General features: G+C 61.3%; 21 protein-coding genes. 15 read left to right on the plus strand and 6 right to left on the minus strand.

Going from position 1 to position 25,293, the window contains the following annotated elements; translation table 11 throughout:
- Window positions 1-461: 461 nt before the first annotated feature.
- On the plus strand, window positions 462-1,916 hold the full coding sequence (locus QRM95_RS10625; protein WP_285247711.1) for an ABC transporter permease: 1,455 nt from the start codon (window positions 462-464) through the stop codon (window positions 1,914-1,916).
- Window positions 1,917-1,918: 2 nt separating this feature from the next.
- Complete coding sequence (locus tag QRM95_RS10630; RefSeq protein ID WP_285247712.1) at window positions 1,919-2,626, plus strand: ABC transporter ATP-binding protein; 708 nt, start codon at window positions 1,919-1,921, stop codon at window positions 2,624-2,626.
- Window positions 2,627-2,823: 197 nt separating this feature from the next.
- Here the strand turns inward: QRM95_RS10630 and QRM95_RS10635 are convergent, their stop codons facing one another.
- Entirely contained in the window at window positions 2,824-3,060 is a 237-nt protein-coding gene (locus tag QRM95_RS10635) for a hypothetical protein (RefSeq protein ID WP_285247713.1), read from the minus strand.
- Between the two features lie 102 nt (window positions 3,061-3,162).
- Between QRM95_RS10635 and QRM95_RS10640 the strand changes: the two genes are divergently transcribed.
- The 3 genes from QRM95_RS10640 to QRM95_RS10650 all read left to right on the plus strand — a co-directional run bounded on the left by QRM95_RS10640 (window position 3,163) and on the right by QRM95_RS10650 (window position 4,645).
- Window positions 3,163-3,597 (plus strand): hypothetical protein, encoded by a 435-nt coding sequence (locus tag QRM95_RS10640; protein WP_285247714.1) that lies wholly within the window; start codon window positions 3,163-3,165, stop codon window positions 3,595-3,597.
- 127 nt (window positions 3,598-3,724) lie between these two features.
- Window positions 3,725-3,868 carry a hypothetical protein gene (locus QRM95_RS10645; protein WP_285247715.1) on the plus strand — a complete coding sequence of 48 codons (144 nt, stop codon included), beginning with the start codon at window positions 3,725-3,727 and terminating at the stop codon, window positions 3,866-3,868.
- 459 nt (window positions 3,869-4,327) lie between these two features.
- Window positions 4,328-4,645, plus strand: coding sequence for a hypothetical protein (locus tag QRM95_RS10650; RefSeq protein ID WP_285247716.1), 318 nt, complete (start codon window positions 4,328-4,330; stop codon window positions 4,643-4,645).
- A 940-nt stretch (window positions 4,646-5,585) separates the two neighbouring features.
- Here the strand turns inward: QRM95_RS10650 and QRM95_RS10655 are convergent.
- The 5 genes from QRM95_RS10655 to QRM95_RS10675 all read right to left on the minus strand — a co-directional run bounded on the left by QRM95_RS10655 (window position 5,586) and on the right by QRM95_RS10675 (window position 13,143).
- Window positions 5,586-6,857 (minus strand): M20 metallopeptidase family protein, encoded by a 1,272-nt coding sequence (locus QRM95_RS10655; protein WP_133830840.1) that lies wholly within the window; start codon window positions 6,855-6,857, stop codon window positions 5,586-5,588.
- Window positions 6,858-7,011: 154 nt separating this feature from the next.
- The gene (locus QRM95_RS10660) at window positions 7,012-8,502 is read right to left on the minus strand and encodes an aldehyde dehydrogenase family protein (RefSeq protein WP_207604505.1); all 1,491 of its coding nucleotides are present in this window, start codon (window positions 8,500-8,502) and stop codon (window positions 7,012-7,014) included.
- A 203-nt stretch (window positions 8,503-8,705) separates the two neighbouring features.
- The gene (locus tag QRM95_RS10665) at window positions 8,706-9,821 is read right to left on the minus strand and encodes a Zn-dependent alcohol dehydrogenase (RefSeq protein WP_166651676.1); all 1,116 of its coding nucleotides are present in this window, start codon (window positions 9,819-9,821) and stop codon (window positions 8,706-8,708) included.
- 155 nt (window positions 9,822-9,976) lie between these two features.
- The gene (locus QRM95_RS10670) at window positions 9,977-11,311 is read right to left on the minus strand and encodes an aminotransferase family protein (protein ID WP_285247761.1); all 1,335 of its coding nucleotides are present in this window, start codon (window positions 11,309-11,311) and stop codon (window positions 9,977-9,979) included.
- Between the two features lie 308 nt (window positions 11,312-11,619).
- A complete protein-coding gene (locus QRM95_RS10675) occupies window positions 11,620-13,143 on the minus strand; it encodes an APC family permease (RefSeq protein WP_133830838.1) in 1,524 nt (507 codons plus the stop codon).
- A gap of 379 nt (window positions 13,144-13,522) precedes the next feature.
- On the opposite strand from QRM95_RS10675, the gene QRM95_RS10680 reads away from it, so the two are divergent.
- The 10 genes from QRM95_RS10680 (at window position 13,523) to QRM95_RS10725 (ending at window position 25,190) form a co-directional block, all read left to right on the plus strand.
- Window positions 13,523-14,896, plus strand: coding sequence for an aldehyde dehydrogenase family protein (locus QRM95_RS10680; protein ID WP_133830837.1), 1,374 nt, complete (start codon window positions 13,523-13,525; stop codon window positions 14,894-14,896).
- A complete protein-coding gene (locus QRM95_RS10685; RefSeq protein ID WP_133830836.1) occupies window positions 14,886-16,592 on the plus strand; it encodes a diflavin oxidoreductase in 1,707 nt (568 codons plus the stop codon). The genes QRM95_RS10680 and QRM95_RS10685 overlap by 11 nt, the downstream gene beginning before the upstream one ends.
- Before the next feature lie 220 nt (window positions 16,593-16,812).
- Window positions 16,813-18,258, plus strand: a complete 1,446-nt coding sequence (locus QRM95_RS10690; RefSeq protein ID WP_243835349.1) for a glutamine synthetase family protein — start codon at window positions 16,813-16,815, stop codon at window positions 18,256-18,258.
- Window positions 18,259-18,324: 66 nt separating this feature from the next.
- The gene (locus QRM95_RS10695) at window positions 18,325-19,098 is read left to right on the plus strand and encodes an SDR family NAD(P)-dependent oxidoreductase (protein ID WP_133830835.1); all 774 of its coding nucleotides are present in this window, start codon (window positions 18,325-18,327) and stop codon (window positions 19,096-19,098) included.
- A gap of 1 nt (window position 19,099) precedes the next feature.
- Window positions 19,100-19,840: a gamma-glutamyl-gamma-aminobutyrate hydrolase family protein gene (locus QRM95_RS10700; RefSeq protein ID WP_133830834.1), complete on the plus strand. Its 741-nt coding sequence runs from the start codon at window positions 19,100-19,102 to the stop codon at window positions 19,838-19,840.
- Complete coding sequence (locus tag QRM95_RS10705) at window positions 19,837-21,030, plus strand: cytochrome P450 (RefSeq protein WP_133830833.1); 1,194 nt, start codon at window positions 19,837-19,839, stop codon at window positions 21,028-21,030. The genes QRM95_RS10700 and QRM95_RS10705 overlap by 4 nt, the downstream gene beginning before the upstream one ends.
- A 5-nt stretch (window positions 21,031-21,035) precedes the next feature.
- Window positions 21,036-21,272 (plus strand): ferredoxin, encoded by a 237-nt coding sequence (locus QRM95_RS10710; protein WP_133830832.1) that lies wholly within the window; start codon window positions 21,036-21,038, stop codon window positions 21,270-21,272.
- The gene (locus tag QRM95_RS10715; protein WP_242703047.1) at window positions 21,269-22,429 is read left to right on the plus strand and encodes an NAD(P)/FAD-dependent oxidoreductase; all 1,161 of its coding nucleotides are present in this window, start codon (window positions 21,269-21,271) and stop codon (window positions 22,427-22,429) included. The genes QRM95_RS10710 and QRM95_RS10715 overlap by 4 nt, the downstream gene beginning before the upstream one ends.
- A 4-nt stretch (window positions 22,430-22,433) precedes the next feature.
- Complete coding sequence (locus QRM95_RS10720) at window positions 22,434-24,218, plus strand: helix-turn-helix domain-containing protein (protein ID WP_133830831.1); 1,785 nt, start codon at window positions 22,434-22,436, stop codon at window positions 24,216-24,218.
- A gap of 207 nt (window positions 24,219-24,425) precedes the next feature.
- Window positions 24,426-25,190 (plus strand): type 1 glutamine amidotransferase, encoded by a 765-nt coding sequence (locus QRM95_RS10725; RefSeq protein WP_133830830.1) that lies wholly within the window; start codon window positions 24,426-24,428, stop codon window positions 25,188-25,190.
- Window positions 25,191-25,293: the final 103 nt, after the last annotated feature.

The following is a 25,293-nucleotide window of genomic DNA, read 5'->3' on the forward strand; positions in this document are numbered from 1 at the left end:
GGCTTTGAGTCTGGGGGCGGGCACTGAAGACCAACAATTCGTGAATACATTTCCACGCCCCGCACGCTCTGCTTTCCCTCCCAACTGTCGTTGGCGAACCTCCCGATCAAAACTTCGGTTCATTATGCCCCTCGCAGCCTGGGAGTCCACCGGGAAACCTCGCATGCACCCCTCCAGAACTATCAATCTGCACTGGCCCATTGCGCTTCTCTCTCCACGCATTGGTGCTTTCAGGGACCCACGAGCGGGGCGTCGGCCGGGTATGCGGAAGATTTTCAATGCTTTCGCTACAACGGTTTACCCTGAGCTACGCACGACTCGGGATACAGGTCGAGTCGCCATCGTGCCTCTGTTCCCTCTCAGGTGTCATCCAGCTTTGGTCCCGCTTGCTTACAGCAACGGCTGCCATCCTTGCCTCCTGGCTTGTTTGCCACGCCGGCAGTAGATCATCTAGGAGTCTCGTGAGTGTCCTTGCGCGCAGCGTAGGTAATGCCTTCAGAAATAAGGTCCGGACCGCAGCAGTTGTAGCGGTGCTGGCCGTGGCGATCGGCTTGGCGCTGGCCATGCTGGTGGCCAACCAGGCCGTGGGAGCCAAAGTCCAGGAGCTGAACGCCTCCGTCGGTACCGTCCTGACCGTCAATCCTGCCGGCGGCCAGGGCTTTGAAGGTGGCGGCGAGCCCTTGACAGCCGAACAGGCATCCGCTGCCGCTGCCGTGCCAAACGTGAGTTCCGTTGTCGGCACCAAGGCCCTTCGGCTCAACAACGCCGCGCAGGCGGCAGCCGAGGCAGCCAGCGGAACCCAAAGCGCCCGTGGCGGAGGCCAAGGAGGCCCCGGGGGGCAGAACACCATTACCCTGACAACCAGTCTTACGGCCGCAATCGACGCGGGCACCCTGGGCAATCGCAACCAGGCGAACGGAACGAACGGCAGCGGCGCCACCAGAACGCCCCGCCTCCTTCCAATCACTGCCACCGGCATCAGCGCCGAGACCGACACCACGGGCCAGCCACTGAATATCACGGAAGGCACCGGGCTCGGCGATTACTCGGCAGCATCCACCAGTGCTCTGTTGGGAACCACCCTGGCGGCAAAGAACAACCTCGACGTCGGCTCTACCTTCACCATCAACAACCAGAGGTTTGCCGTTGCCGGCTTATTCGACGCCGGCACAGCCTTCGGCAACAACGCCGTCTACGTCACGCTCCCGACGGCCCAAACACTTGCCGGGACGTCCGATGAGCTGTCCAGCATGATCGTCACCGTCAACAGCCTCGAGAACGTGGACTCCACCAAGACCGCACTGCAATCCGCTCTGGGCACCGATAAGGCCGACGTCACCCAGAGCCAGAGCCTGCAGACGGCCGTCAGCTCCCTTGACAGCGTCAAGAACATCTCCTTCATCGCGTTCATCGCCGCACTGGGAACCGCAGGCCTGATCATCCTGCTCATCATGGTGATGCTGGTCCGTGAACGCCGCCGCGAAATCGGCGTCCTGAAGGCCATCGGTGCGCCCAACCGGACCATCGGGCTGCAGTTCGTCCTCGAAGCCCTGGTCCTCGCGGCTCTGGGCAGCGCAGTCGGCGCGGCCATTGCGTCGTTCGCCAGCGGCGGGATCGCCTCGGCCCTGATCAGCAGCAACACCGCCACAAGCACCCCGGGCGGAGCGACGCGCAGGGCAGCCGGAGCCGCCGCCCGGGGCGGGGCCGGCGGGTTCCCCGGCGGCCAGGGCGGATCCTTCGGGGGCGGGTTTGGCGGCGGCGCTTCCCAGCTGTTGAACTCTGTGACCGCCAGCGCCTCACCCGGCGTGATTGCCGGCGGCATCGCCGCCGTGTTCGGCGTGGCCATCATCGGGGCCCTGGTTCCCGCGCTGCTCACGGCGCGTATCCGTCCCATCGAAGTCCTGCGAGGAGAATAGTCGTGATTGAAGTCAAGAACCTGGTGCGGACCTTCAACTCAGGTGACCGCACCATCAAGCCGGTCAACGACGTCAGCTTCGTCCTGGAGCAGGGCACCCTCGCCTCGATCGTTGGCAAGAGCGGCAGCGGCAAAAGCACCCTGTTGTCCCTCCTTGGTGCACTGGACAAACCCACCAGCGGAGACGTCGTCGTCAACGGTGTCAGCCTGGCAAGCCTGCCGGGCAGCAAGTTGACGGAATACCGCCGCCGGGACATCGGCTTCGTGTTCCAGCAGTTCAACCTGATCCCCAACCTGTCCGCCGCTGCCAATGTCATGCTGCCCATGGAATTCGCCGGCATGCGGAAGTCCGCCAGGCTGGAGCGGGCCAAGGGATTGCTGGAACAGGTGCAGCTTGATCCGTCCAAGCACGACCGGCGGATCAACAGGCTTTCCGGCGGCGAGCAGCAGCGCGTGGCCATCGCCCGTGCCCTGGCCAACGAGCCGAAACTGATCCTGGCCGACGAGCCCACCGGGAACCTGGATGAGCAGACCGGCGACCACATCATCGAGCTCCTCAGCTCGCTGAGCCGCGACCACAACACCACCATCCTGGTGGTCACCCACGACAGGGCACTTGCGAACAAGACCGACCGCCGGTTCCGGCTGCAGCAGGGCAAGCTGACGGAAGAACCGGTCCGGGGACGGACTGCGGTCGCCGCCACGGCCTAAATCGACAGATGTAAGACCAGCAGGTACCACAGCATCGCTGAGATCATGATCGTGCCATCTGGCGATGTCGTCCTCTGCCCTAAAAACCAGGTGTGGGGTCAGGAACCCCTCGCGCCCTTAGCAATCGTCAAGTCATTGTCCTGGCGATGGCGGAACCGCAGTTGGGTCATCGATCCTCAGGCTTTCGGGGAGGCAGGCTAATGATCATCCCAAGTTTCCTGGACGCTCCATCCCTCGGCTTGGGTGTATGTCGCGACGACGGAGACTTCACCGCCGGACTGGGCTGGGTAGATGGAAAAAAGCAGCACTGCATAGGCACAATTCAAACCCCGTAGTGCGTTTTTCGCTTTGGCGAGAGCATCGCTGAGGTGCAAGCCTTCCACCCTGAACCAGCCGGTGCTGGTTCCGGTCCTGTAGTTCACGATGTAGGCCATAAGGGAAGTATTCCCGGGTGAGCACGCTGCAACTACGGGCTAAGGACCCCTGCAACTCATGTCAGCGGCGACGAGAATTCCCTACGTGGTGGCTACGTCATCGTGCAGATAACCTCCACCCTGGTAGCTTCCGTCATCGTCGTCAGAGCCTGCGCCATCCTGCGCGGGCTCTCGCTCAGCATCGCCCAGTTCGCCCTCCTTATCGGGCTCGCCGTCCGTTGCGCGGCCGTGTTCCTCTCCATCGGCCAGGCACTCGTTGCCCTGGTCAAATCCACTGCCACTGTCAACGCTAGCGGCCGGGTCCTTTTCATCATCCTGGTACTCCTTGGCCTCCTTGGTAGAACCGGAATCCTGGGCGACACCCTGAAGGCCATCGCAGAGTGGGCAACCATCGGTGCGCTCATGACATTCTTCTCCGAAGTGCTGAACAACGCAGCCTGGAGCGATTCTGACGGGAAGGCCCTGCTCGCCTGCGCCGGATACATAATCCTGTTTGCCATGGTTGGGATCCCATGGTTCCGCTGGGAGTCCCTGTAACTGGTGGCATGCCAGTTCCCTCTCCGCAGGGCGGCGAGGGCGCGGACATTGCCCGGGCTGAACTTGGGCATCACTGAAAATTCATGCCTTCCAGCGCGAAACGCCGCGTTGCGCAGACGAGCCAACCTTGATTTCAGAGGTTCACTTCGACGTTGTCCAGGATCCCAACTGGCCGGCCAAGTCAGTGGTCATCTTCGATACAGCGACAGGAAAGGTCATCGAAAGCTTTGCCGTCGATGAAAAGGGCAGGCCAGTACTCAAGACCCCGTAGGTTGACGGTGCGGGTCTGTATTCACGGTCAATCGAGCAGATTGACGGTGAACCGGACTACATTGTCCAGGCCCATTCCTCGGTCCCTTAGCTGCGGAAACGCGGCAGAAGGGCATGGACGCAGCCGCCCGGACCGTTCGATGCGCCTCCACGCTTGCAGAACGCCGGCACCTGAGCCCGTCCGGCCCAGCCGGGCAAGCTCTTCAAGCCCTCCCGGCAGGCCCCTGTGCAACTGCTCAATCACTTTCTGCATGCCACGCTTGCTGGTCCACCCATCGGTATGCTGAAAGGCGTTGATAACGTCCTGGTACTCCAGGCAAGTGACGTCAAAGCAATGTGATCATCGTGGTCGGCCCGCTGGCGTTCCAGCCAGGCGGAGCCCGGCCGGGGGCATCCTGGCGGTCTCAGATCGAGAGTCGTCACAGCCGAGTGACAGTCCTAAAACCAAGGAGAAGCATCCATGAACAAGAACGAGCTGGCCCGGTTGGGCCTCGACACGGATGGCCTTACGCCGGACGCCGACTACGTCCCGAACCCCTTCACCGCCGATGACGGTGTGCACGTCGACCTCGTGTACCGCGCGTACCTGCAGCTCGAGCAGATCAACGCGCTGGGCGGTATCAGCCTGCTCGGCGGCTCGCGCGAGCGGCTGGAGGACATCTATGGCGGACTTGAGGACGGCATGGACCTGCTGACGGCGGTGGCGCGCTTTGGCGACGATGAGCAGCAGCAGCGCGCCCAGCAGCTCATCGCGGCAGGGAAGATCAGCGGCTCCTGACAGGCCTCGACGGAACCCCGACAGCCCAGGCTGTCGGGGTTCTTTCTTTTCGTCATGCAGACCGGGCTGGCGAGAACCCCTGGATATGCCGGGGCCCCGCATGCATCGCGCGGACAATCGTCTCGTCTGGAGACGTGATTCCTTGTGCACTAAAGGATGACTCATCATGCAGTGCCTTATGTACATGTGATAATCGCACCGTTTCGCCTGCTATTGCAGGGATTGCAGCACCTTGCATTACCACGTTATTCGCACTCCTCCGGGTCTATGTCCTTAACCATGCATGCGTGAAGGCGCGAGCGGTGGCTGAATTGCAGTCAAAACGTGCTCGTGACTTTCATCGCGGATGCAGCGCCTGCACGAGCCCGGCCGAGCTGCTGCCCTCGCCTGGGCGGCGGTCTCCGGCAAGACGGTCAGATCTAGTGAGATGGGTCCTGATCAGTCACGGAGGGGTTCATTGGTCATATGAGGCAACGTTCTCGGACCCACCCCTATTGCTAACAGTGTCTGGTCTTCAGATGGTACTGAACTCCATCAGCCCTGGGCCTCGGCACATTCTTTCGCACGCCTGCATCGACCCCGCCAGGACGACCGGGCCAACGGTAAGAAGGATGGTAGGCATGAGTTAGCAGCTTGCGCCACGGGTGCCAGGGGTAAGGCGGAAGTGGTCCATGGGTGGGCTGTGCGCTCCAAAGGGGAGAACGTCTTCGCCCCCATGTGTCAGATTGCATTCCAGGACCCACTCGTGTCCTTGTCAGGAAGGAAAGAAGAGGACTCTATTGTGACAGGACCCGGATGGGGCGCTGACGTCACGTTGGGTGTACCAATCTGATAGTGGTTGAACTGCCATCCATTCGGGGCTTCGAGACCGGTCCTGCTAGGTCCGCTGCCTCAAGTGAGGCGTGGGCCGCTCCGGAAGCCCTCCGAGCTGCGCCCGGGGCTACCCCAGGACCTCCAACTCCTGGAGCTTTCCAAGCGCCACGCCCGCCATAAATTGTGTCTGGTCGACGAGGACACTGTCGTCAAACACTGCCCTGGGCGAGTGCATGGGGGCCCACTCCATGGGGTCGATATCTGGAGACCCAGCTCCGAGGTGCCCGTACGCTCCTGGGACCTCCACGAGGACACGGGAGAAATCGTCAGAGCCGGTCCTGGGGGACGGGCTGGGCACGAACCGGTGCTCTCCGAAGAACGTCCGTGCGGTCCTGCCCCAGAGTTCGGCGTCACTTTCGTGATTGACGGTGGCCGGCATAACCGGAGTGAACGTTGCCTCGGCTGTCAGTTGATGAGCAGTCGCCAGTTGCCGGATGAGATCCGGCAACTCCTGTGCGAGCCGCGCTTCGACACCGGGGCTGAAAGACCTGACGCTGGCCCTGAATTCCGCCGAATCAGGTATGACATTAGAGGCGGAACCGCCATGGAATTGGCCCACGGACAGTACCACGGGATCAAAAACGTTGAATCGCCGGGTGATGTACGTTTGGAGCGCGCCAAGCATTTCAGCAGCTACCTGTATGGGATCCAGAGCTTGGAAGGGGCGTGAACCGTGCCCGCCACGCCCGATAACCTTGACGGACAGATCTCCGAAGGCAGCCATGTAGGAGCCGGCACGGGTCGTGAACACGCCTGACGGGATGTCCGAAACGACATGCAAGGCGTAGGCAGCATCCGGTCGCCTGCCGGCTGCGTTAAGAACGCCTTCCTCCAGCATGATGCGGGCCCCCTCATGTCCTTCCTCCCCCGGTTGGAACATGAAGATGACGTCACCGGTCAGGCTGTCACGTACGGACGAAAGCAACCGGGCGGCACCAATCAGGCCCGCTGTATGCAGGTCATGACCGCAGGCATGCATCGCTCCATTAGTCGAGGCAAAGGGTATTCCCGTCTTTTCTGCCACAGGAAGGGCATCCATGTCACCTCTGAGCAGTACAGTGGGACGGCTCCCGACGGGGGCCTGGGTGGCCCCGCCGCGTAGTACCGCAACCACGGACGAGGCTGCTTTTCCCAGGCTTATTTCGAGGTCGAGTCCCTTGAGTGCCTCAAGGACCCGGGCCTGGGTGCGGGGCAGATACAGGCCGACTTCAGGATCGGCGTGCATTTCCCTACGGAAATCGACCAGGTCGCTTCCATAGGCCGGGATCGCCGCTGTGGCGTCCTCAAGGAAACTCAGCGGTGAAAACCGCACCGTATCTGTCGTTGAAGTATCTGTCATTGAAGGACTTTCTCGTCTCATGTTGCCAGGCTCTGGCCTGCTGCTTTCCCGAGAGGACGCGGACCCCCGTCTTAGCCACGCGTCACGTTCCCGGACTGTTTGTCGCAGGCCCCCACGGGGCCTGGCCTACGCTTGTTGGGGTCGGATATGGCGCCTAGAGCGGGGAATCCGTCCTGTCCACGCCAACCACGCGGTCGCCGGTGAAGAAGCGGACGCCATACTGCGGACCGTGGCCACCGATACCGCTGGTGCCCCAAAAGCTCTGGCGTGAACTGCCGGCGAGGTCGCTCATGAATGTGCCGTTGATGCGGACTTCACCGGCACGAATACGGGATCCCACTTCGATGGCCCTTGCTTCATTGGCACCGAATACGTAGGCATCCAGGCCGGTTGCGGGGCCGTTCGCATGGGCAAGTGCCTCCTCGACCGAATGCACCGGATGTACCGTTACCAGCGGCCCGAAAAGCTCTTCCGTGGCGGCCTCGGCGGCACATCCGACGATCATCCCCGGTGCCATGAACCAGCCGTCAAGACCCGGCAGCTCGCCGCCAGTGACGAGCTTTCCCCCCAGCTCGAGGAGCCGATTCACTGAGGCTTTCAAGCCATCACGCTGCCGCTGGAATGCCAGGGGACCCACTTGCGTCGACTCATCCAAGGCGTTTCCGACCCGAAGCTTACTGAGTTCAAACTTCATAGCTTCAACGAAACGGTCGTGAATCGACTCGTCAACCAGTACTTTGCCTGGCGCCTCACACCACTGGCCGTTGAGACGCGTCATGCCCTGCACAATGGACCGCGCCGCCGAGCTGACGTCGGCGTCATTCAGAATGATCACGGGATTGTTGGATCCGAGCTCCATCTGCATGACCGCCAGGTTGGACGCGGCAGCCTGCGCAACCGTCCGGCCTGCGGAATCGCCACCCGTAAATGAAAGAGCCTCGATCCTGGGGTCCGATGTCAGCAGTGCTCCTGTCTCCGAATTCCCATGAATCAGCTGAAACGCGGCGCCCGGGTATCCCAGTTCGGTCATGGCAGACACGATCGCCTCAGCGAAGAGCTGGCAACCGCTGGGGGCGTTCTCGGAGGGTTTGAGGATGACGGGGCAACCGGCCGCCATGGCTGCCGCCACCTTGCCGACCACGGTGAACGTTGGGGCATTCCAGGGGCCGACGATGAGGGCTGGGCCGAGGGGCTTGCGCAGGATGACCACAGACCTGGCATGGTCAAGGGTCTCCGATTCACCAAGCTGTTCCGCTTCAGCAATAGTTCCGCGGACTCTGTCACCCAGTGCACCGGCAATCAGGCGGGTGGTGCGGATAGGAACCCCGGTGTTGATGCTGTCCTGGAGGGCGACTTCTTCGCTCTTCGCATCGAGGGACGCGGCTACCTTCGTCAAGAGCTCAAGGCGGTCCGGGAGTTTGATGTCTTCAAGTTTCCCGGACCTGTGAAGGGTCGCTGCTGCCGCGAGTGCCCGCTCGACATCATCCTTTGCGGTCTTGCGCATCGGCTGCCGGGGTTCGCCAGTATTTGGGTTGGTAAGGTAGCGGCCGTTTTCCTCGAGCTGCAGCCATGTGCCATTGACAAAGGAGCGTTGCTCGACGAGGTCGGGGGCAATATCAGTCAGTTGGGCTAGTCCTTCAGTCATTTAAGGGTTGCTCCTCTGGTTTCGTTTGTGGGTTTTGTCGTCCATAACCAGTGACGGCAGGGGCTGGCCCCCGATGTTTGCTGTTCATGTTCGGAAGGCTGTGCAGCGGCCTAACGTTCGTTCCGGCCCGGCTGTGGCGCAAAGCAAGATCGCGATCACCGGTAACCAGGCCGACGCCGCAACGATCTACGCAGTTATCTGGATCACGATTGCCTGTTGGTCATGTTCAGCACGACGCGGATCGTCGACGCATCCGCCATCGCTTCGAATCCCTCGTTGATGCGGTCGAAGGGCAGCTCTTTGGTAACCATTCCATCGAGATCCAGCCGATTGTTCAGGTAGTGGTCGGTGAACATGTCGACATCGCTGAGGAACCTGTTCGCACCCATGTACGCGCCTTGGAGGTGTCGGTCGCCGTAGATGAGTGCATCTGCGGGGATACGCAGTTCGGACCCGGTGGGCATGAGACCGAGTATGCTGGCGGTTCCGTTCGGGCTCAGGAGCGAAAAGGCGAGTTCCGCTGTCTCACTGCGGCCGACCGCCTCGATTGCATGGCTAACACCCTGGGGAAGAAGTGACCGGACCTGGATGAGTGTTTCTGTCGGGTCAGGTGATGAGAGAACTGTGTCCGTGGCACCGAAGTTGCGGGCGAGCTCCAGCTTCGCGGGCACGGCGTCAATGGCAATGATCCGTCGAGCCCCAGCCAGCCTTGCACCCTGGATGGCGGCTATTCCGACGCCGCCGCAGCCGATTACGGCGACAGTATCCTCTGGCCCTACTTTTGCGCCGTGAATGACCGCGCCGACTCCTGTACTGATGCAGCAACCGAGAAGACATGCCACCTGGGGAGGCAGGTCAGAGCCGACCACTGCAACGGATGCCTCTTTCACCAGGAAGGCCTCCGCAAATGCGCCGATACCGCCGAGCGACTCGACGCTTGATCCATCATGTGAGATGAGTCTGGGCCGCTGCCGCTCACGCATCGAGTCGACCCGTTCGCACTGGGTCGGGCGCCCGCTGATGCAGTTGCGGCAAGCGCCACAGGACGGGGTTACGGTTGTTACGACGCGGTCTCCAGTCTTAATTCTTGTGACGCCGGAGCCGACGCGCTCGACAATGCCTACGACTTCATGTCCGAGGACCGCCGGCAGGGAGATATCCAGGGCCCCCTTCAGGTAGTGCAGATCGCTGTGGCAAAGGCCAACTCGCTCCGTCCGGATGAGGACCTCATGGTCCTCCGGATCATCCAGCAGCAGCTCGCGGATCTGGAGAGGTGTTCCGGGCTTTTCCAGTACGGCGGCAAGAATGGGTGTAGGCACTTGGCTTCCTTGAGGGTTTAGGCATTTGCAGATGGATCGCTTCGACCATCTTCGGCCCTGGCAGAGTTTCAAAAGTGTGTGGAGGGAACAGCCTTTACGGCCACTATGTGCAAGGTGACCAGCGTCGGCACATGGTGGAATGACAGGGATTAAAGTCAGCTTCCGCTTCCAACTCGGGATCCGCTCCGGCTGTCATCCACAGCGGCCCACCGCTCAACATGGTGTTCCATGGCGCGAAGGGCTTCCTCCAGCTTCGCCAGCAGTACCCGGGTCTCCTCTTCGCTGATCACCAAGGGCGGGGACAGGATCACCGCGTTGTTCAGCGGAGCAATGCCTGCCGGATAGACAATAAGCCCCTGGGCGAGGCATTCCTGCACGAAGGTGTTGGCCGCTCCGAGCGCAGGATCGGGCGCCTGCTTGCTTTCCTGGTCCGTAACGAACTCGAAGCCCCACAGCAGGCCCCGGCCACGGACATCGGCCATGCAGTGGTACCTGGCTGCCAGGGAGAGCAGTCCTTCTTTGAGCTGCTTCCCCCGCTGCCGGACGTTTGCAAGGACGTTCCGGCGTTCCATGAAGTCCAGGACCGCCAGGCAGGTGGCTGCCCCCAGGGGATTCCCCGAAAAGGTGTGCCCGAACGGAGCGACACCGCTGCCTTCCCTGAGCGCCTCGACAACATGGCCTCGGAGCAGGACGCCGGCAACAGGGGAATAACCGGCACTTAATCCTTTACCGATGAGAAGAAGGTCCGGGACGACGTTCTCGTAGGAACTCGCAAACCAATCTCCCGTCCGCCCGACGCCCGTGATGACCTCATCAATGATCAGCAGCACATTCAACCGGTCACAGATTTCGCGCAACCGGGAGAGGTAGCTAGCCGGAGGCGTCAGGACCCCGCCGGCGGCTCCAACGATCGGTTCCACGATCACTGCTGCGACCGTGCCAGGGTCCTCGTTCCGAATGGCATCTTCGAAGGCTTGCGCAGCCCGCAGCGCGTATGCTTCTTCGTTCTCGCCCGGCTGCGCGAAGCGATACGCGTAGGCCGGCGGGGCGAAGGAGAACGCATGCAACAACGGCCCGTAGTCGGGGCGGCGTGCTGCATGTCCCGACATTGACAGGGCTCCCATGGTCATGCCGTGATAGCTGATGTTCCGGCCGAGAACTTTGACTTTGCCCGGGAGCCCCCTTTCGCGCCAGTAGCTGACTGCTGTCCGGATGGCGAACTCGGACGCCTCTGATCCGCTGTTGACGAAGAATGCCCAGTCAAGGTCTCCCGGTGCCAGATCGGTGAGCCGCCTTGCCAAGGCCTCGGCGGGCACATTCGTGAACTGGGTTCGGTAAGTAAAGGCCACCCGGCATGACTGCGCCTTCATCGCCTCTGCAACTTCTTCTACGCCATGGCCGATGTTTGCAGTCATGGCCCCGCTGCACCCGTCCAGGTACTGCAGACCGGCTGAGTCATACAAGTAGACCCCCCGGCCATGGGTGACCACCGGGTATGTCTTATCAATGGTCTGCTTCAACAGAGCGCTCTCAGAAATGGAATACTCCTTTACTGTCCTGGCGAGCCTTCTGAGGCGTTTGTACCAGGGCTGATAGATGGTCGCTTGCCTCAGTGGAGGTCCGGCGGTGTTGCACAGGCCTCAGAAGATGCAGGCCGGGCCATCGAGTTGACCCCGTCAGGTATGACCAGAAGTGGGGTGATCAGAGATCAACGGGTTCGGCACTGCTGTGGTGACGTCGTTCTGGAGGTCACCACAGCAGTGCCTCGGGCCCGGCACGAGTCCGGAATCCCGGGGGGTTAGCTCTTGTTTTCCGCCGTAGCGCAGTTCTCGCTTTTGGCCGGTTCGTGCTCCTGGCTTGATACCGGGGGCAGAAGCGCGGCGTATGCTTCGGGCCGTTTTGAGCGCATCACCAGTGCGGTCACCAAACCGCCGACAAACAGGGCTCCCATGACCGTTAGCAGGATGCCTGCAGCCAGGTCACCGCCGACAAGAAGCCCAAAGTTCTGCACGACCAGGAAGACAATCGCGCCGAGACCGATCACAGCAAGAGCGGGAGCAAACAGCGTGGCCCACAGCTTTCCTGTTGCCTTTCTCCGGAAGAACACGAGCACCGAGAATGACGTGAGGGCCATCAGAACCACCACGCCGAGTGTTGCTGATCCCGAAAACCAGGTGTACGCCTGCGTCACCGGGTCTAGCCCGAGGAGCGCCTCGACCCCAAGCAGGGCAATTGCCACGACCGACACAGTCAACGAGGCCCTGGAAGGAGCCCGGTGTCGGGGATGGACCGTGCCAAGCCCGGAGGGGAGCACGCCCTGCGTTCCGAGGGTGAACAGGTAGCGCGTCAGCACGTTCTGGAACGTGAGAATGCAGGCGAAGAGGCTGCTGATCAGGAAGACTTGAAGGAGAGTTGCCAGGACAGGGGAGACGTACTTCGCGGCCAAACCGACCACGATGCTGGTGGGATCATTCGTAGCCACTTCAACGATGTTGCTGTCACCGATACCGGCCTGCATGGCCCATGCGGTGAACGTGTAGAAGATGCCGACAGCGAGGACGGCGATGTACGTTGCGCGCGGTATTGTGCGGTCGGGGTCACGCGCTTCGTTGCGGAAAACAGCGGTGGCCTCAAAACCAATGAATGAGAAGAAGGCAAACATGACGCCCAGCGGCGGGACACCTTCACCCAGACGGGCGGGGGACAGTGAGTCACCGCTCAAACCTTCCGCACCGCCGTGGACAACCACCCCGATGTTTACTGCCAACAGAACGACCGTTTCAATGACCAGGACCACACCCAGCACCTTGGCGGAGAGCTCGACGTCCCGGTACGCAAGAGCACCGCAGATCGCCATCAGCACCAGACTGCACAGCCACCAAGGCAGATCCGGGCCGCCCAGATCGTGAACAGTGGTCTGGGCCGCTGATCCCAAGTATGAACACAGCGCAAGAAACAGGAGCAGGTAAGTACCCAGTGCAAAGGTGGAAGCCCCTAGCCCCATGCCCCGGCCGAGGCCAGTCTGTATGTAGGAGTAAAAGGCCCCCGCATTTTTCACGAACGGCGTCATACGCGTGAAGCCAATCGCGAACAGAAACAGGATCGCCGTGGCGATGAGGAAGAACAGTGGACCGCCCGTGCTTTCCGAGGCAGATACCACCACAGGCCAGCCGGCCACGACAGCTGTCATCGGTGCGGCACCAGCCACAACCATGAACACGATTGATCCGACACCTAGCCCGCGGCCGAGTAACTTGTCGGGGGTCAGGAGTCCGTTGGGTCCGGCATCCACCGGCTCAAATTGAACATTATTAGTTGCCATTCGTCCCTCCCGGACGTTTGAAGCCTAGTCATTTCACGATGCTTTCGACAGGGCGAAAATGAGTAGCACCGCTGAAATCCAACTGCAGTCGTGGCCCCCTTGCCACGGCTGCTGTGAACTGGGTTACAGCCTAAAGTCGCTCCTTACACGCTGCTGTGTCAGCTCTGCACACTATCCCCACCGCTCATGGTCGCAATGCACAGTTTTGGCGCATGTCACCCCGGTGTGCAGGTTGCACATGCCTGACATCGATGTGGTGCCCGTCGCACTCGCTCCCTGGCCGGAGCCCGGGCATGCTCGATACCAACGGAGCTTCCCAGACTCCACATGGGACTAGGAATCTTTGACGAAATCCACTCTCCTGAAGGAGCACCCGAGTATGAGCAGCATTATTTCCGTTTACAACCCCGCTACAGAGGAACTGATTGGTGAAGTCCCTTCGTACGACTTGGCTGAGGTTGACGCGGCCGTCGAGCGTGCCCGGAAGGCGCAGAGCATTTGGGCGCGGAAGCCTATCGCCGAACGCCGTGACGCCCTCTGGGCCATCGCGGACGCTGTCATCGCGCACACCGACGAGCTGGCCTTGCTCGAATCAACCGACGTGGGCAAACCGCTGGCCGCCGCCCGGCAGGAAGTGCTCGGAGTAGCCGAATGCTTCAAGTACTACGCGGGCATTATCGACAAGATCCTCGGCGACACCATTCCCGTCGACGGTGGCATCAGCATGACCTTCCGTGAGCCGATGGGCGTCGTAGCCGTCATCTCCCCGTGGAACTTCCCTCTGCCGATCGCGTCATGGGGTATCGCACCTGCCCTCGCCTGCGGCAACGCCGTAATCGTTAAGCCTGCGGCCCTCACCCCGCTGTCCACTGTCCGTCTTGGCCAAATCGTGAACGAACTGGGCGTCGTCGGCGACGCGCTGCAGGTCCTCACCGGCTCTGGGGCACGCGTCGGTAACGCCCTTGCCGAACACCCCGGCGTTAACAAGGTCAGTTTCACCGGTTCCACCGAAACCGGCCGGTCGATTATCCAGGCAGCGTCCAAGACGATGAAACGGGTCACCCTCGAACTGGGTGGCAAGTCCGCCAGCATCGTCTACAACGACGTAGACCTTGCAAAGTGCGTCCAGGCGGCGCCTATGTCTGTCTTCGACAACACTGGTCAGGACTGCTGCGCCCGCAGCCGTTTTCTCGTTCAGCGGGGAGTCTTCGACGAGTTCGTTGAAGGGTTCATCGAAACGACCCGCGCCCTGAAGATCGGTAACCCGCTCGATGCCACAACAAATCTCGGCCCTCTGGTATCGGCCAGCCACCGCGAATCCGTGTCCAGCTTCCTCGGTGACGGACTGAACGTTGTCACCGCAGGCGAGGCACCGGAGGGTCCCGGCTTCTGGATGGCACCGCGGATCGTTATTGCGCCGGACCCCAAGAGCCGGGTGGCAACTGATGAGATCTTCGGCCCCATCGCCTCGGTCATCCCCTTTGACACCGAGGAAGAAGCCATCGCCCTGGCAAACAGCTCCATCTACGGGCTCAGCGGCTCCATCTGGACCAACGATGTAGGCCAGGCACTCAGGACAGCACGGGGAGTGGAGTCCGGGGCTCTGTCCGTCAACTCCAACTCTTCGATCCGGATGCAAACGCCCTTCGGCGGCTTCAAGCAGTCCGGCATCGGCCGCGGACTGGGCCAGGCAGCCATCGAGGCCTACACCGAACTCAAAACCGTCTTTGTAAGGACTGATCGTGACAACTGAGACAGGGGAACTGGTCCGCACCGACCAAGGCATCTCTTCCGAAGTTTCCGGTGCAACAGACAGTGCTGTGCAGACCCTGAGCGTGCTTTACGGCAGCCAGACCGGGAACGCAGAATTCCTGGCATCCAAGATCGTGGACAAGGCAAACGCCCAGGGCTATGCAGCCGAGCTGATGAGCCTGGACATGCTCACCCCCGAAGATGCGGCGCGCAAGGACCGGCTGCTGATCGTTACCGCCACACACGACAACGGCCACATGCCCGATAACGCGCAACCGTTTTGGGATCAACTTCAGAGCGCTGGCGCAGACCTCTTTGAGGATGTGCCCTTCGCGGTCCTTGCCATTGGCGACTCGATGTACGAAGACTTCTGCAAGGCCGGCATCGACCTTGACACACGTCTTGGCGAACTCGGCGGCAAGCGGATCCTTGACCGCCTTGACTGCGATGTCGACTATGACCTGACGTCGGGCAAGTGGATCAAGGGCATGCTTGAGACCTTCAAGACAGTTGTTCCCAAGAAGCCAGGCAAAACCCCGCAAGCCTCCTCCGCCCCGGGAACAACGCCCGCTGAGCAGCCCAAAACCACCCGCCGGGAACCTGATACGGCCACTGTCGTCGAGGCCCGCCTCCTGAGCGCTCCGGAGTCTGAAAAAGAGGTCTGGCACTATGAGCTGGAGGTCAGCGGCGACGGCCGCAACTACCGGCCGGGTGACTCACTCGCCGTAATCCCGGCCAACTCCGGCGAGCTCGTCGATGACCTCCTCGCCTTTCTGGGCCTCGAGGGAAGCGAGGTGTTCGGTAACGACGGCAAGACAGTACGCGAGTCCCTCCAAAACGACTATGAGCTTCGGCTGCCTCATCTGGGCATCGTGGCCTGGCTGGTTGAAGATCTCGCGCCCGATCATCCCGTGCGGAACCTCGTCGAGTCCGGTGATCGCCTGGCGTTGGAGAATTGGCTGTGGGGACGGGACATGCTGGACGTCCTGCAGGAAACGAGATCAACAGATGTTGATCCGCACGAGTTCATCCCAATGCTGCGGCCTTTGCAGCACCGGTCTTACTCCATCGCATCCAGTCCACTTGCTGACGGTGACCGTGTCCACCTGACGGTCTCTTCCGTGCGGTACGAGGCTGCCGGGCGCCGGCATTCGGGCGCTTGCAGCGGTTTCCTCCAGTCCGCCGCGGAAACCAAGACGGCCATGAAAGTGTTCCCGCTGCCGGCCCACGAGTTCCACCTGCCCGACGACAGCTCAACTGATGTGATCATGATCGGCCCAGGCGTCGGAATTGCCCCGTTCCGCGGCTTCCTTCGTGAGCGCGAAGTCTCACAGGCCCGGGGACGGAACTGGCTGCTCTTCGGGGACCGTCACGAGAAGCCGTCCTGGCTCTATCAGGATGAAATGGAAGAACTGCAGACCAATGGAGTGCTGGACCGGCTCAGCCTGGCGTTTTCCCGGGATCAACAGGGCAAGGTCTACGTCCAGGACAGGATCCGCGAGGAAGGTGAAGACGTTTTTGCCTGGCTGTCGGGCGGTGCTTCGGTCTACGTGTGCGGCGGCAAACAGATAGCACCTGACGTTGACGAAGCCTTGCTGGCCGTGCTCATCAGCCACGGTGGAATGACGCCCGAATTGGCGCACGACTACCTGCAGTCCATGAAAGGCGAAGGACGTTACGTCAAGGACGTCTACTAAGCCTGCCTGCCCGCTCGGTTCCGGGGATTTTCGCACCCCTGGAACCGGGCAGGAACACAACAAAGCCTTGGCCTGAGTGCAGGGACGCGGTCTCAAATGTGACGTGGCTTACCGAATGCATGTAGCCGGCAATCATGATGTGCACTTTGCACATACGCCCGCGAGACCCCGCATTTAGTGTCTTTAGTAACCGATATCAATGAGGATAAAGAGGTACACAGTGAATCCGATCACACAGGTCCCGGAGGACCTCCAAGAACTCGAGGCAATCGACATGCAGGATAAAACCGCCGCAGGGTCAGCCCACGACGAACTGCAAAAGTTCGTCTCCGAAAACGACATCAAAACCTTCAAAGTGGGCGTCGTGGACCTGGACGGTGTGTGGCGCGGCAAGCGCATCCCCGCCCGGTACTTCCTGGAAAGTGTCGCTGAGCGCGGCACAAACATCTGCAACATCATCTTCGGCTGGGACATTCAGGATGAGATCATTTCTGATCTCAGCTACACGGGGTGGGACTCGGGCTACCCTGACGTGACCCTGCTGCCGGATCTCAACACCCTGAAGGTTGTTCCGGGGGAACCTGGGGTCGCATCCGTCATTTGCGATGCCTACGAAATGTCCGGCGAGCCGGCGGCGATCTGTCCCCGGAGCATTCTTAAGCGGGTTGTGAAGAAAGCCGAAGACCTCGGTTACTCGCCGGTCTGCGCCTACGAGTTCGAGTTTTACCTGTTCAAGGGGACTCCAACCGAGCTTGCCGCCAACGGCTGGCGTGACCTGACTCCCATCACGGCTGGCAGCCACACCTACAGCCTCGTCAGGGACACAGGCACCGAGTTCCTCATCGGCGAGATCCGCCGCCGCCTGTCTGAGCAGGGTATTTTCATCGAGGCCAGCAACAGCGAAAACGGCCCGGGCCAGTTCGAGATGAACATCCACTACTCGGATGCTCTCGCAGCCGCGGACAACGCCCTCCGGCTTAAGGCCACCGTCAAGGAGGTCGCAGCTGAAGCCGGCTACACGGCATCGTTCATGGCCAAGATCAACCCGGAGTGGGCCGGCTCCTCCGGGCACATGCACCAGAGTCTCTGGGATCCGGAATCCGGCAAGTCAGCTTTCGCCAATGCCGAGGAGCCCGGCGAGCTGAGCGCCGTCGGGTACAACTACCTGGCGGGCGTCGTCGAGACGGCGCCGGAGCTTACCGCCCTCTACCTGCCCACCATCAACTCCTATAAGCGGACCGAAGGCGGGCAATGGGCCGGATCCAGCGCCACCTGGGGCCTGGACAACCGTACGGTTGCCATCAGGTCCATCCCGTCAACGGGCAGTGCTGCGCGCATCGAAAACCGGGTACCTGGCGCTGACGCCAATCCTTACCTGGTCATCGCTGCCAGCATCGCCGCCGGCCTGCACGGCGTGGACACAAAGATGACCGCTCCCAAGCGGGTGGTAGGCAACGCATACGCCCTGGAGGAGGGACACCAGGTAAAGGAGCTCCCCGCAACACTCGGCCAGGCCATCGAACAGTTCGAGAAGAGCGAGGTCGCCAAGGAGTACTTCGGTGAAACCTTCGTCACGCACTACGTCCAGACGAGGCGCTGGGAGCTCCGCAAGCTTCAGACCAGTGTCACCGACTTCGAAATCGCACGTTACCTGGAACGAATCTAGCGCCCAGTGCAGCGCTGAGAAGCGTTCAATCCACCATTTTCCTTACCAAGAAAGAAGAAACACCCAATGACTACTCACCCCGGAAAGATCGCCGCAGTCACCGGAGCCGCGTCCGGAAACGGCCTTGCCATCGCAGAAAAGCTGCTCAAGGAGGGCGCTACCGTCGTAGCCCTCGACCGTGACGAGGCCGCGCTCGAGCGCCTGGTTGGCCAGCACCCGGAAATGGTTCCTGTTGTTATGGACGTCGCCGACGAGGCTTCGGTCGGCAGCGGCATGGCCGAGATCGATGCCAAGTTCGGCCGGCTCGACACCCTCGTCAACAACGCAGGCATCGTCAAGGGCAGCAACTTCGATGACCTCGGCGTTGCCGAATGGGACCAGGTCTTCGCCGTGAACTCCACAGGCCCGTTCCTGGTCAGCCAGGCTGCACGTCCGCTGCTGGAGAAGGGCGCCGCCGCCCGAGGCGACGATTCAACCAGCGCCATCGTCAACATCACATCAGTCGAGGCCCATATCGTCATCGCCAGCAGCGGGCACCCCCAGGTGCATTACAACGCTTCCAAGGGTGCACTCCTGATGTTCACGAAGGCTTTGGCCATCGAAACCGCGGCTTCCAAGATCCGCGTCAATGCTGTTGCCCCGGGCTTCATCGAGACCCCGTTCACCAAGTCCGTGCTGGAGAACCAAGAGGCCGTGAAGTTCCTCCTTGACCGTACGCCGCTCGGACGTATCGGCCGCCCGTCCGACGTTGCCAACGCCGTCGCGTTCCTGGCCAGCGACGAGGCCAGCTGGGTGACCGGTACCACCATCCACGTCGACGGTGGCTGGCTGGTTTACTGACATGAGGGCGCCCCTTATTGCCATTTCAGCGGCTCGGCAAACCGTCGATACCGCCTTCGGCCCGATGCCTTCAACAGTCCAGAACATGGCCTACGCCAACGGCGTCCTTGCCGCGGGCGGCCGTCCTGCCATTCTTCCGTCAACGGCAACAATCCCCGATGCGGCCCTTGAAGGGTTCGACGGGCTCATCCTCACCGGCGGCGGCGACATCAGCCCCCGACTGTATGGCGAGGACCCGATCGACACGGTCTATGACGTCTGCGATATCCGGGACGATTTCGAGATCGAGCTTTACAACGAGGCCATGCTTCGTGGCATACCGGTCCTGGCGACCTGCCGGGGAATGCAGCTTGTCAACGTCATTCGCGGCGGAACCCTGGTCCAGGAAGTAAGCCCGGACCGAGGGCACTGGCAGGACAACCCTTCGCACCAACCGTGGCACAGGGTGCAGCTGGAACCTGATTCCGAACTTGCCCGGATCGCTAAAGGCCTGAGCATCCCGGTGAACAGCTACCACCACCAGGGCCTGGGAAGGCTCGGGAAAGCCCTTCGCATTGTGGGACGGGAAGGCGATGTTATTGAGGCAATCGAAGCCGATGATGCCAGCCTGATCGGGGTGCAGTGGCATCCCGAACACATGGTCGATTATGACGAAGCCCAGAAGGCTCTCTTCGTGGATCTCGTGGAGAAGGCCGCGGCACACGCACAGTCAGAGCAACTACTTCAGGAGCAATTCTCATGAGCACAGAAACCGAGCGCGGGCTCAGCCACAACAAGTCAGACTTTGACTTCCACGGACGGGCACTCGACAACATTTTCGACGACTACCAGGACATGCTCGCCAACGGTCCTGTCGGTCACAGCGACAAGTATGGGGGCTTTTGGTACATCACCAAGAGCGAAGACATCTTCAATGCAGAGCAGGATCCTGACACTTTCGCTGTCGGTCCCTCCATGCTCCTCCCTGCCTTCGGCACCGATGTCCCCCTTATCCCGATTGACATCGATCCGCCGACCCACGCTGACTTCCGCAAGATCCTGCTGCCGATGTTCACTCCCATGAATGTTTCCAAGCTGGGCCCGGGAATGCGGGAGACCGCCCGGCAGCTCTGCCAGGAGGTCCTCGCGGCGGGCGACGTCGTTGATGTCTCGGCGAAGCTTGCCCGCCCGATGCCGACAATCATCTTTAGCCGCCTGGCCGGATATCCGGAGCAGGACTGGCCGATTTTCGACCGGTGGATCGATGAGATCATCTATGAGCGCACGGCCCATCCTGAAACGGCCTACGCGGCCGGACGCGAGCTCAACGATTACTTCGACCGCCTTCTCGACGAACGGGAAAAGGCCGGACCGGAAGCAGAGGCCAGCAACGATCTGATCACCCAGCTTCTGAAAGCGGAGGTGAAGGGACGGAAGCTCACGCGTGAAGAACTGCTGTCGTACTGCTACCTGCTCTTCCTGGCCGGGCTGGATACGACCGCCTGGGCAATCCGGTCCGCCCTTTGGTACCTTGCCGGCAACCCGCACGCCCAGCAGCAGTTGCGTGAAGACCCGGACCTGATCCCCACAGCTGCCGAGGAGTTCCTGCGGACGCTTTCTCCGGTCCAGGCCATGGCCCGCACAGCAAAAGCAGACACAGTTGTCCGTGGCCAGGAGATCAAGGCCGGGGAACGCGTCGTGCTCGTCTTCGGCGCGGGCAACCGGGACCCGGAGGTCTACGAAGAACCCAATGAAATCAAGATTGACCGTGAAGACAACCGCCATCTGGCCTTCGGCGGCGGTATCCACCGGTGCCTTGGATCGAACCTTGGCCGCGCCGAGATGGTTATTGCCATGGAGGAATTCCTGAAGGCTGTCCCTCACTTTGAACGGGCGAATGACGACGAGCCGTGGCACGGCGTCGGCCCGCTTACCCTCAAGATTGGAGCTTGATCACTATGGGAGAACTTTGGGTCGATGGAGGGCGTTGCCAGGGCCACGCCCGGTGCTGGGCGCTGGCACCCGAAACCTTCGAGATCGACGAGGAAGGCTATGCGCACGTCATTCCTGGCCGCGAAAACAGCGGCGACGAGCCGAACGTCCGCAAGGCCATCCGGAACTGCCCTGAACGGGCAATCCTTGAACGGGAATCGACCGAGGCCGGCGAAAAAGCCGCAGAGGTTTCGGCGTCGTGACACATCTGCCAGACCGGGTCGCGATTATTGGCGCTTCGGTTGCATCGGCGATGCTGATTGAACGCAGCCGTGAGCTTGGGTTTGCAGGCGAATTTATCGTCATAGATTCCGACCCGAATGCGCCTTACGACCGGCCCCCGCTGTCCAAGCAGTTTCTTTTAGGCACTGGTTCCGTCGAACCGGCCGAGTGGTGGCCGGAGGCTACGCCGATCCTCAACGCAAAGGCGATCGGGCTGCTCCCTGACAAGCGGACTGTTCTGCTGGACAAGCTCGGAGAAGTGGCGGCTGACGCGGTCGTCATCGCATCCGGAGCCGGTTCCATCAGACTGCCAAAAGAGCCGGCAGGCGTTCTCAGCCTGAGAACCGCCGAGGATGCCCTCGCCCTGCGCAATGCCGTGGATGCAGGGGCTGCCAGTGCGATCATCATCGGCGCCGGAACCATTGGTGCGGAGCTCGCCTCCACACTGGCCCAGCGTGGGCTTGCGGTCACCGTAGTGGATCTGGCTCCGCAACCAATGCAGCGCTTCTTTTCAGGACATCTGGGGGAAGAAGCAAAGGCATGGATGCACTCGGCCGGTGTTGTAACCCACTTTGGAGTTGCTGTGGAGTCCATTCAGAAAACCGATGCCGCATGGACAGTCCAGGTCAGCGGCCTGGACCTGCACGCCGACCTTGTTATCAGCGCTGTCGGCGCCCGGCCCAATACTGAATGGCTGACCTACAGCGACCTCGACATTTCCAACGGAGTCCGTTGCACTGCCGACGGGAAGGCGCTGCTGACCAGCGGTGAAATCGCTGACGGGATCTTCGCTATCGGAGACGTTTCGGCACGGCAGGCCGAGGACGGAACGTTTCGGCGGTTCGAGAGTTGGACTCAGGCGCAACGGCACGGTGCAGCCCTGGCTGAATACTTCGCCGGCTTCGAATCCATGGAACTGGAACAGGCTCCGTACGGATGGACGGAGCAGTTTGGTCGAAAGGTCCAGGTACACGGGATGCTTCCGCCGGAAGGCGAACTTGTGCAGGTCTACGCTGCCGAGGAACGCAACGCCGCCTTGTACCGGATCGGATCCGCGGAGGAGGAGGCGGCCTGGATTGGCGTCAACGCGCCAAGGCAGTTCAGTCGGGCCTCCATGGGCATGAGCCTCCTAAGCTGAAAAGATGAATACCCCTGCTGAGCCCGCGGCGCCGCAACCGAACGAGGTCCTGCCGGCTGACTATCGCCAAAAACTCCAAATAGCAGAGCTCCGGGCAGATACCCTGTCTGAGCTCACGCAGCTCATGATGGAAGGACCCGATCCGCTCGCGCTTGCTCAAAGGGCAGTGGACCTGGTTGCCAGGGCAACAAACTCAGCAGGGGTTTTCGTCTACCTGTGGGATGAACAGGAACAAGTTCTTGTTATGCGTGCAGGTACCGCTGGAGTGCAGAGCCAGCAAGTTGGAAGGGTCACCCTTCGCCTCGGCGAGGGGGTAACCGGCTGGGTGGGGCTTACCCGGCAGTCAGTTGTCCTTAACAAAAACATTCAGCAGGATCCGCGGTTCGTCAGCATCAGCGAACTGCAGGAAGAAGATTTCAACTCGATGCTGGTAGTCCCGATCGTGGCTCCGACCGGGACGCTCCTGGGTGTATTCAGCCTCTGGTCGTATGTCGAGGAAACCTTCACGTGGGAGTCAAAGCTGATTGCCGACGAGGTGGGCATGCTGCTTGCCAGCGGCCTGCTGCAGGCTGAGACTGTTGATGACTTGCGGCGTCAGTCTGCAGCAGCACATTTCCTTGTAGATTTCCCGATCAACTCCGCCACTTCGGTTCTGCAATGCGCTCAAGTGGCCGCCCAGTCGATCCTCAAGCACATGAGCTCCGACGGTTGCGTCATCGAATATTTCGGTCGTGGTCCAGCCACATCCCCGCCCACTGCCATCGCAATGGACAAGGGCGAGCGAAGCGGAACAGTGGTTCGAACCACTCACTCACGAACAGCAACCTCCGAATTTATCGAATCCAACTTCGCCGGACATGAGCGGATATCTGTTTCCTTCGGCCTGACGAGCACCCGGGGCATCGTCACCTGCTACCGTCCACGCCGCTATTCCGCCAGGGAACTTGACCGACTCAGCGCCATTTGCTCCCAACTGGCCGCCCTGTTTGAAGCAGTAGAACTGGAATCGGTAGGTTCCTCCCATGCTTCACGCCTGCTTCGAAGCGTCGGCACGAGCACATTCGCCCGCATTCTGGAGGAGTCAGGCTGGTCAAAGGGCCGCACACTGCCTGTCCTGGTACGGGTGAAACGGCTGAAATTCGACTCGGATGCGGTGTCCAGGCGCATTGCCCCCTACCTGCAGGAACTGGCCGGCCCACGGTCCCTCGTCTTCACGGAGGGACCCCTCAGCCTGCTCTTTATTGATACCCCCTCCGGTACGGGAGAGGAGATCAAGGCGAAGCTGGAGACAACTCTTTCTGAGCTCGACGAACACCGCGGCGTCTCAGCCTTCGCCGGCCTCGGTCCGGTGGCCCGCGATGTCGCTTCCCTGCAGCCTGCGCTTTCCGACGCCGAGACCGCACTGGCATGGACAGAACTGGTTGCCAGGACGTCCGGGAGACGGGTCACCTCTTTCAGCGAAATAGAACATCTGCAGGACGTGCCGCTCGTAGGGGAAGGGATGTCTGCGGAGATCAAGGACGTGCTCGCTGAACTCAGGTCCCTCATGCGCTACGACGCAGAAAATGGAACCCAGTTGGCCGAAACAGTTGCCATGCTGCTATCCAACAAGGGATCCATTGCGGACACGGTCTCCAAGTTGCACATCCACCGCAACACGCTCCGGCAACGCCTCCAGCGCGTAGAGCAGCTCATCGGTCATTCCTTCGAAGAATCCGGAGACTGGCTACCCACAGGCATTGCCGCACGGTTGGCGGTGCGGGAAGGCCAGCGCGCGGTTCTTCAGTGACGGCAACGGCCGCCCAAACTAAATTCCTGTTCAAGGACCGTCCCATGGTGTGAATAGTGTCGACCCCAGCCATCCGAAGCGCCAATGCCTCAGCTCTGCAAGCACACACATTCGGATCTCCATGTGCAAATGGCACTGCGGTCGCGGCGATGCCGTTCGCTACCTTGAAGTATTGGAAACTCCGATCGCCCGATAAGGAATTCGAGCATGACCTACCAGCCAGATCTTTCCCGAGGCGCCGGCACTTTGCAGGCCCTCGTCATACAGCCGGATCCCTATTGCCCGATCGACCGTCTCGGCCTGTGGCTGCACGATGAGGGTATAACCACCAGAATTGTCCAGCCATTTAATGACGACGTGATCCCGGAAATACTTCGGGAGGACGCCCTGGTGGTCCTGGGCGGTGACATGAGCTCGCTGGACGACCATGTCTATCACTGGCTTGCCCACATCCGCAGCCTTATGGCAGCTGCTGCCAGCCACAGGAAGCCCACACTTGGGATATGCCTCGGAGCTCAGCTGATGGCACAGACTTTCGGCGGTACGGTGACCAGGGGCGACCAGGGCCTCGAGGCGGGAGTCGTAGAGGTAGCATTACGGTCCGAGGCGGCCGGGGATCCCCTGATGGCCGGGTTACCGGGCCCTTTCTGCGCCGGGGCCATGCATGGGGACATGATCGACCACCTGCCACCTTCGGCGGTCTGGCTCGGGATGACCGCCCAATATCCGCATCAGGCTTTCCGGGTAGGCGAAATGTCGTGGGGAGTTCAGTTTCACCCTGAGCTGTCGCCGGCGGTCTACCGCCAGTGGCTATCCCTGGTCGACGAGAATGACGCGGTTGCCATGGAGCGGGCAGGGCATGGTATGCAGGCGTTCGAGAATCAAGACCAGATTGTGAGGGAGCATACTGAGGCAATGGCACGACGCTTCGCCCACCTGGTCCGAACGACCGCAACAGTGGCTTCCCAGTAGACCAAGTGGTGTGGCGGCGCTGCCGTTGCGGCTTGGACGTGTCCTGGACATCCGGCGCCGCGCCTCCTGCCCCCGGCACCAGTCATTCCAAGGGGGCGGGAAC

This window comes from Pseudarthrobacter sp. efr-133-R2A-89 (assembly GCF_030209315.1).
Taxonomy (GTDB): Bacteria; Actinomycetota; Actinomycetes; order Actinomycetales; family Micrococcaceae; genus Arthrobacter.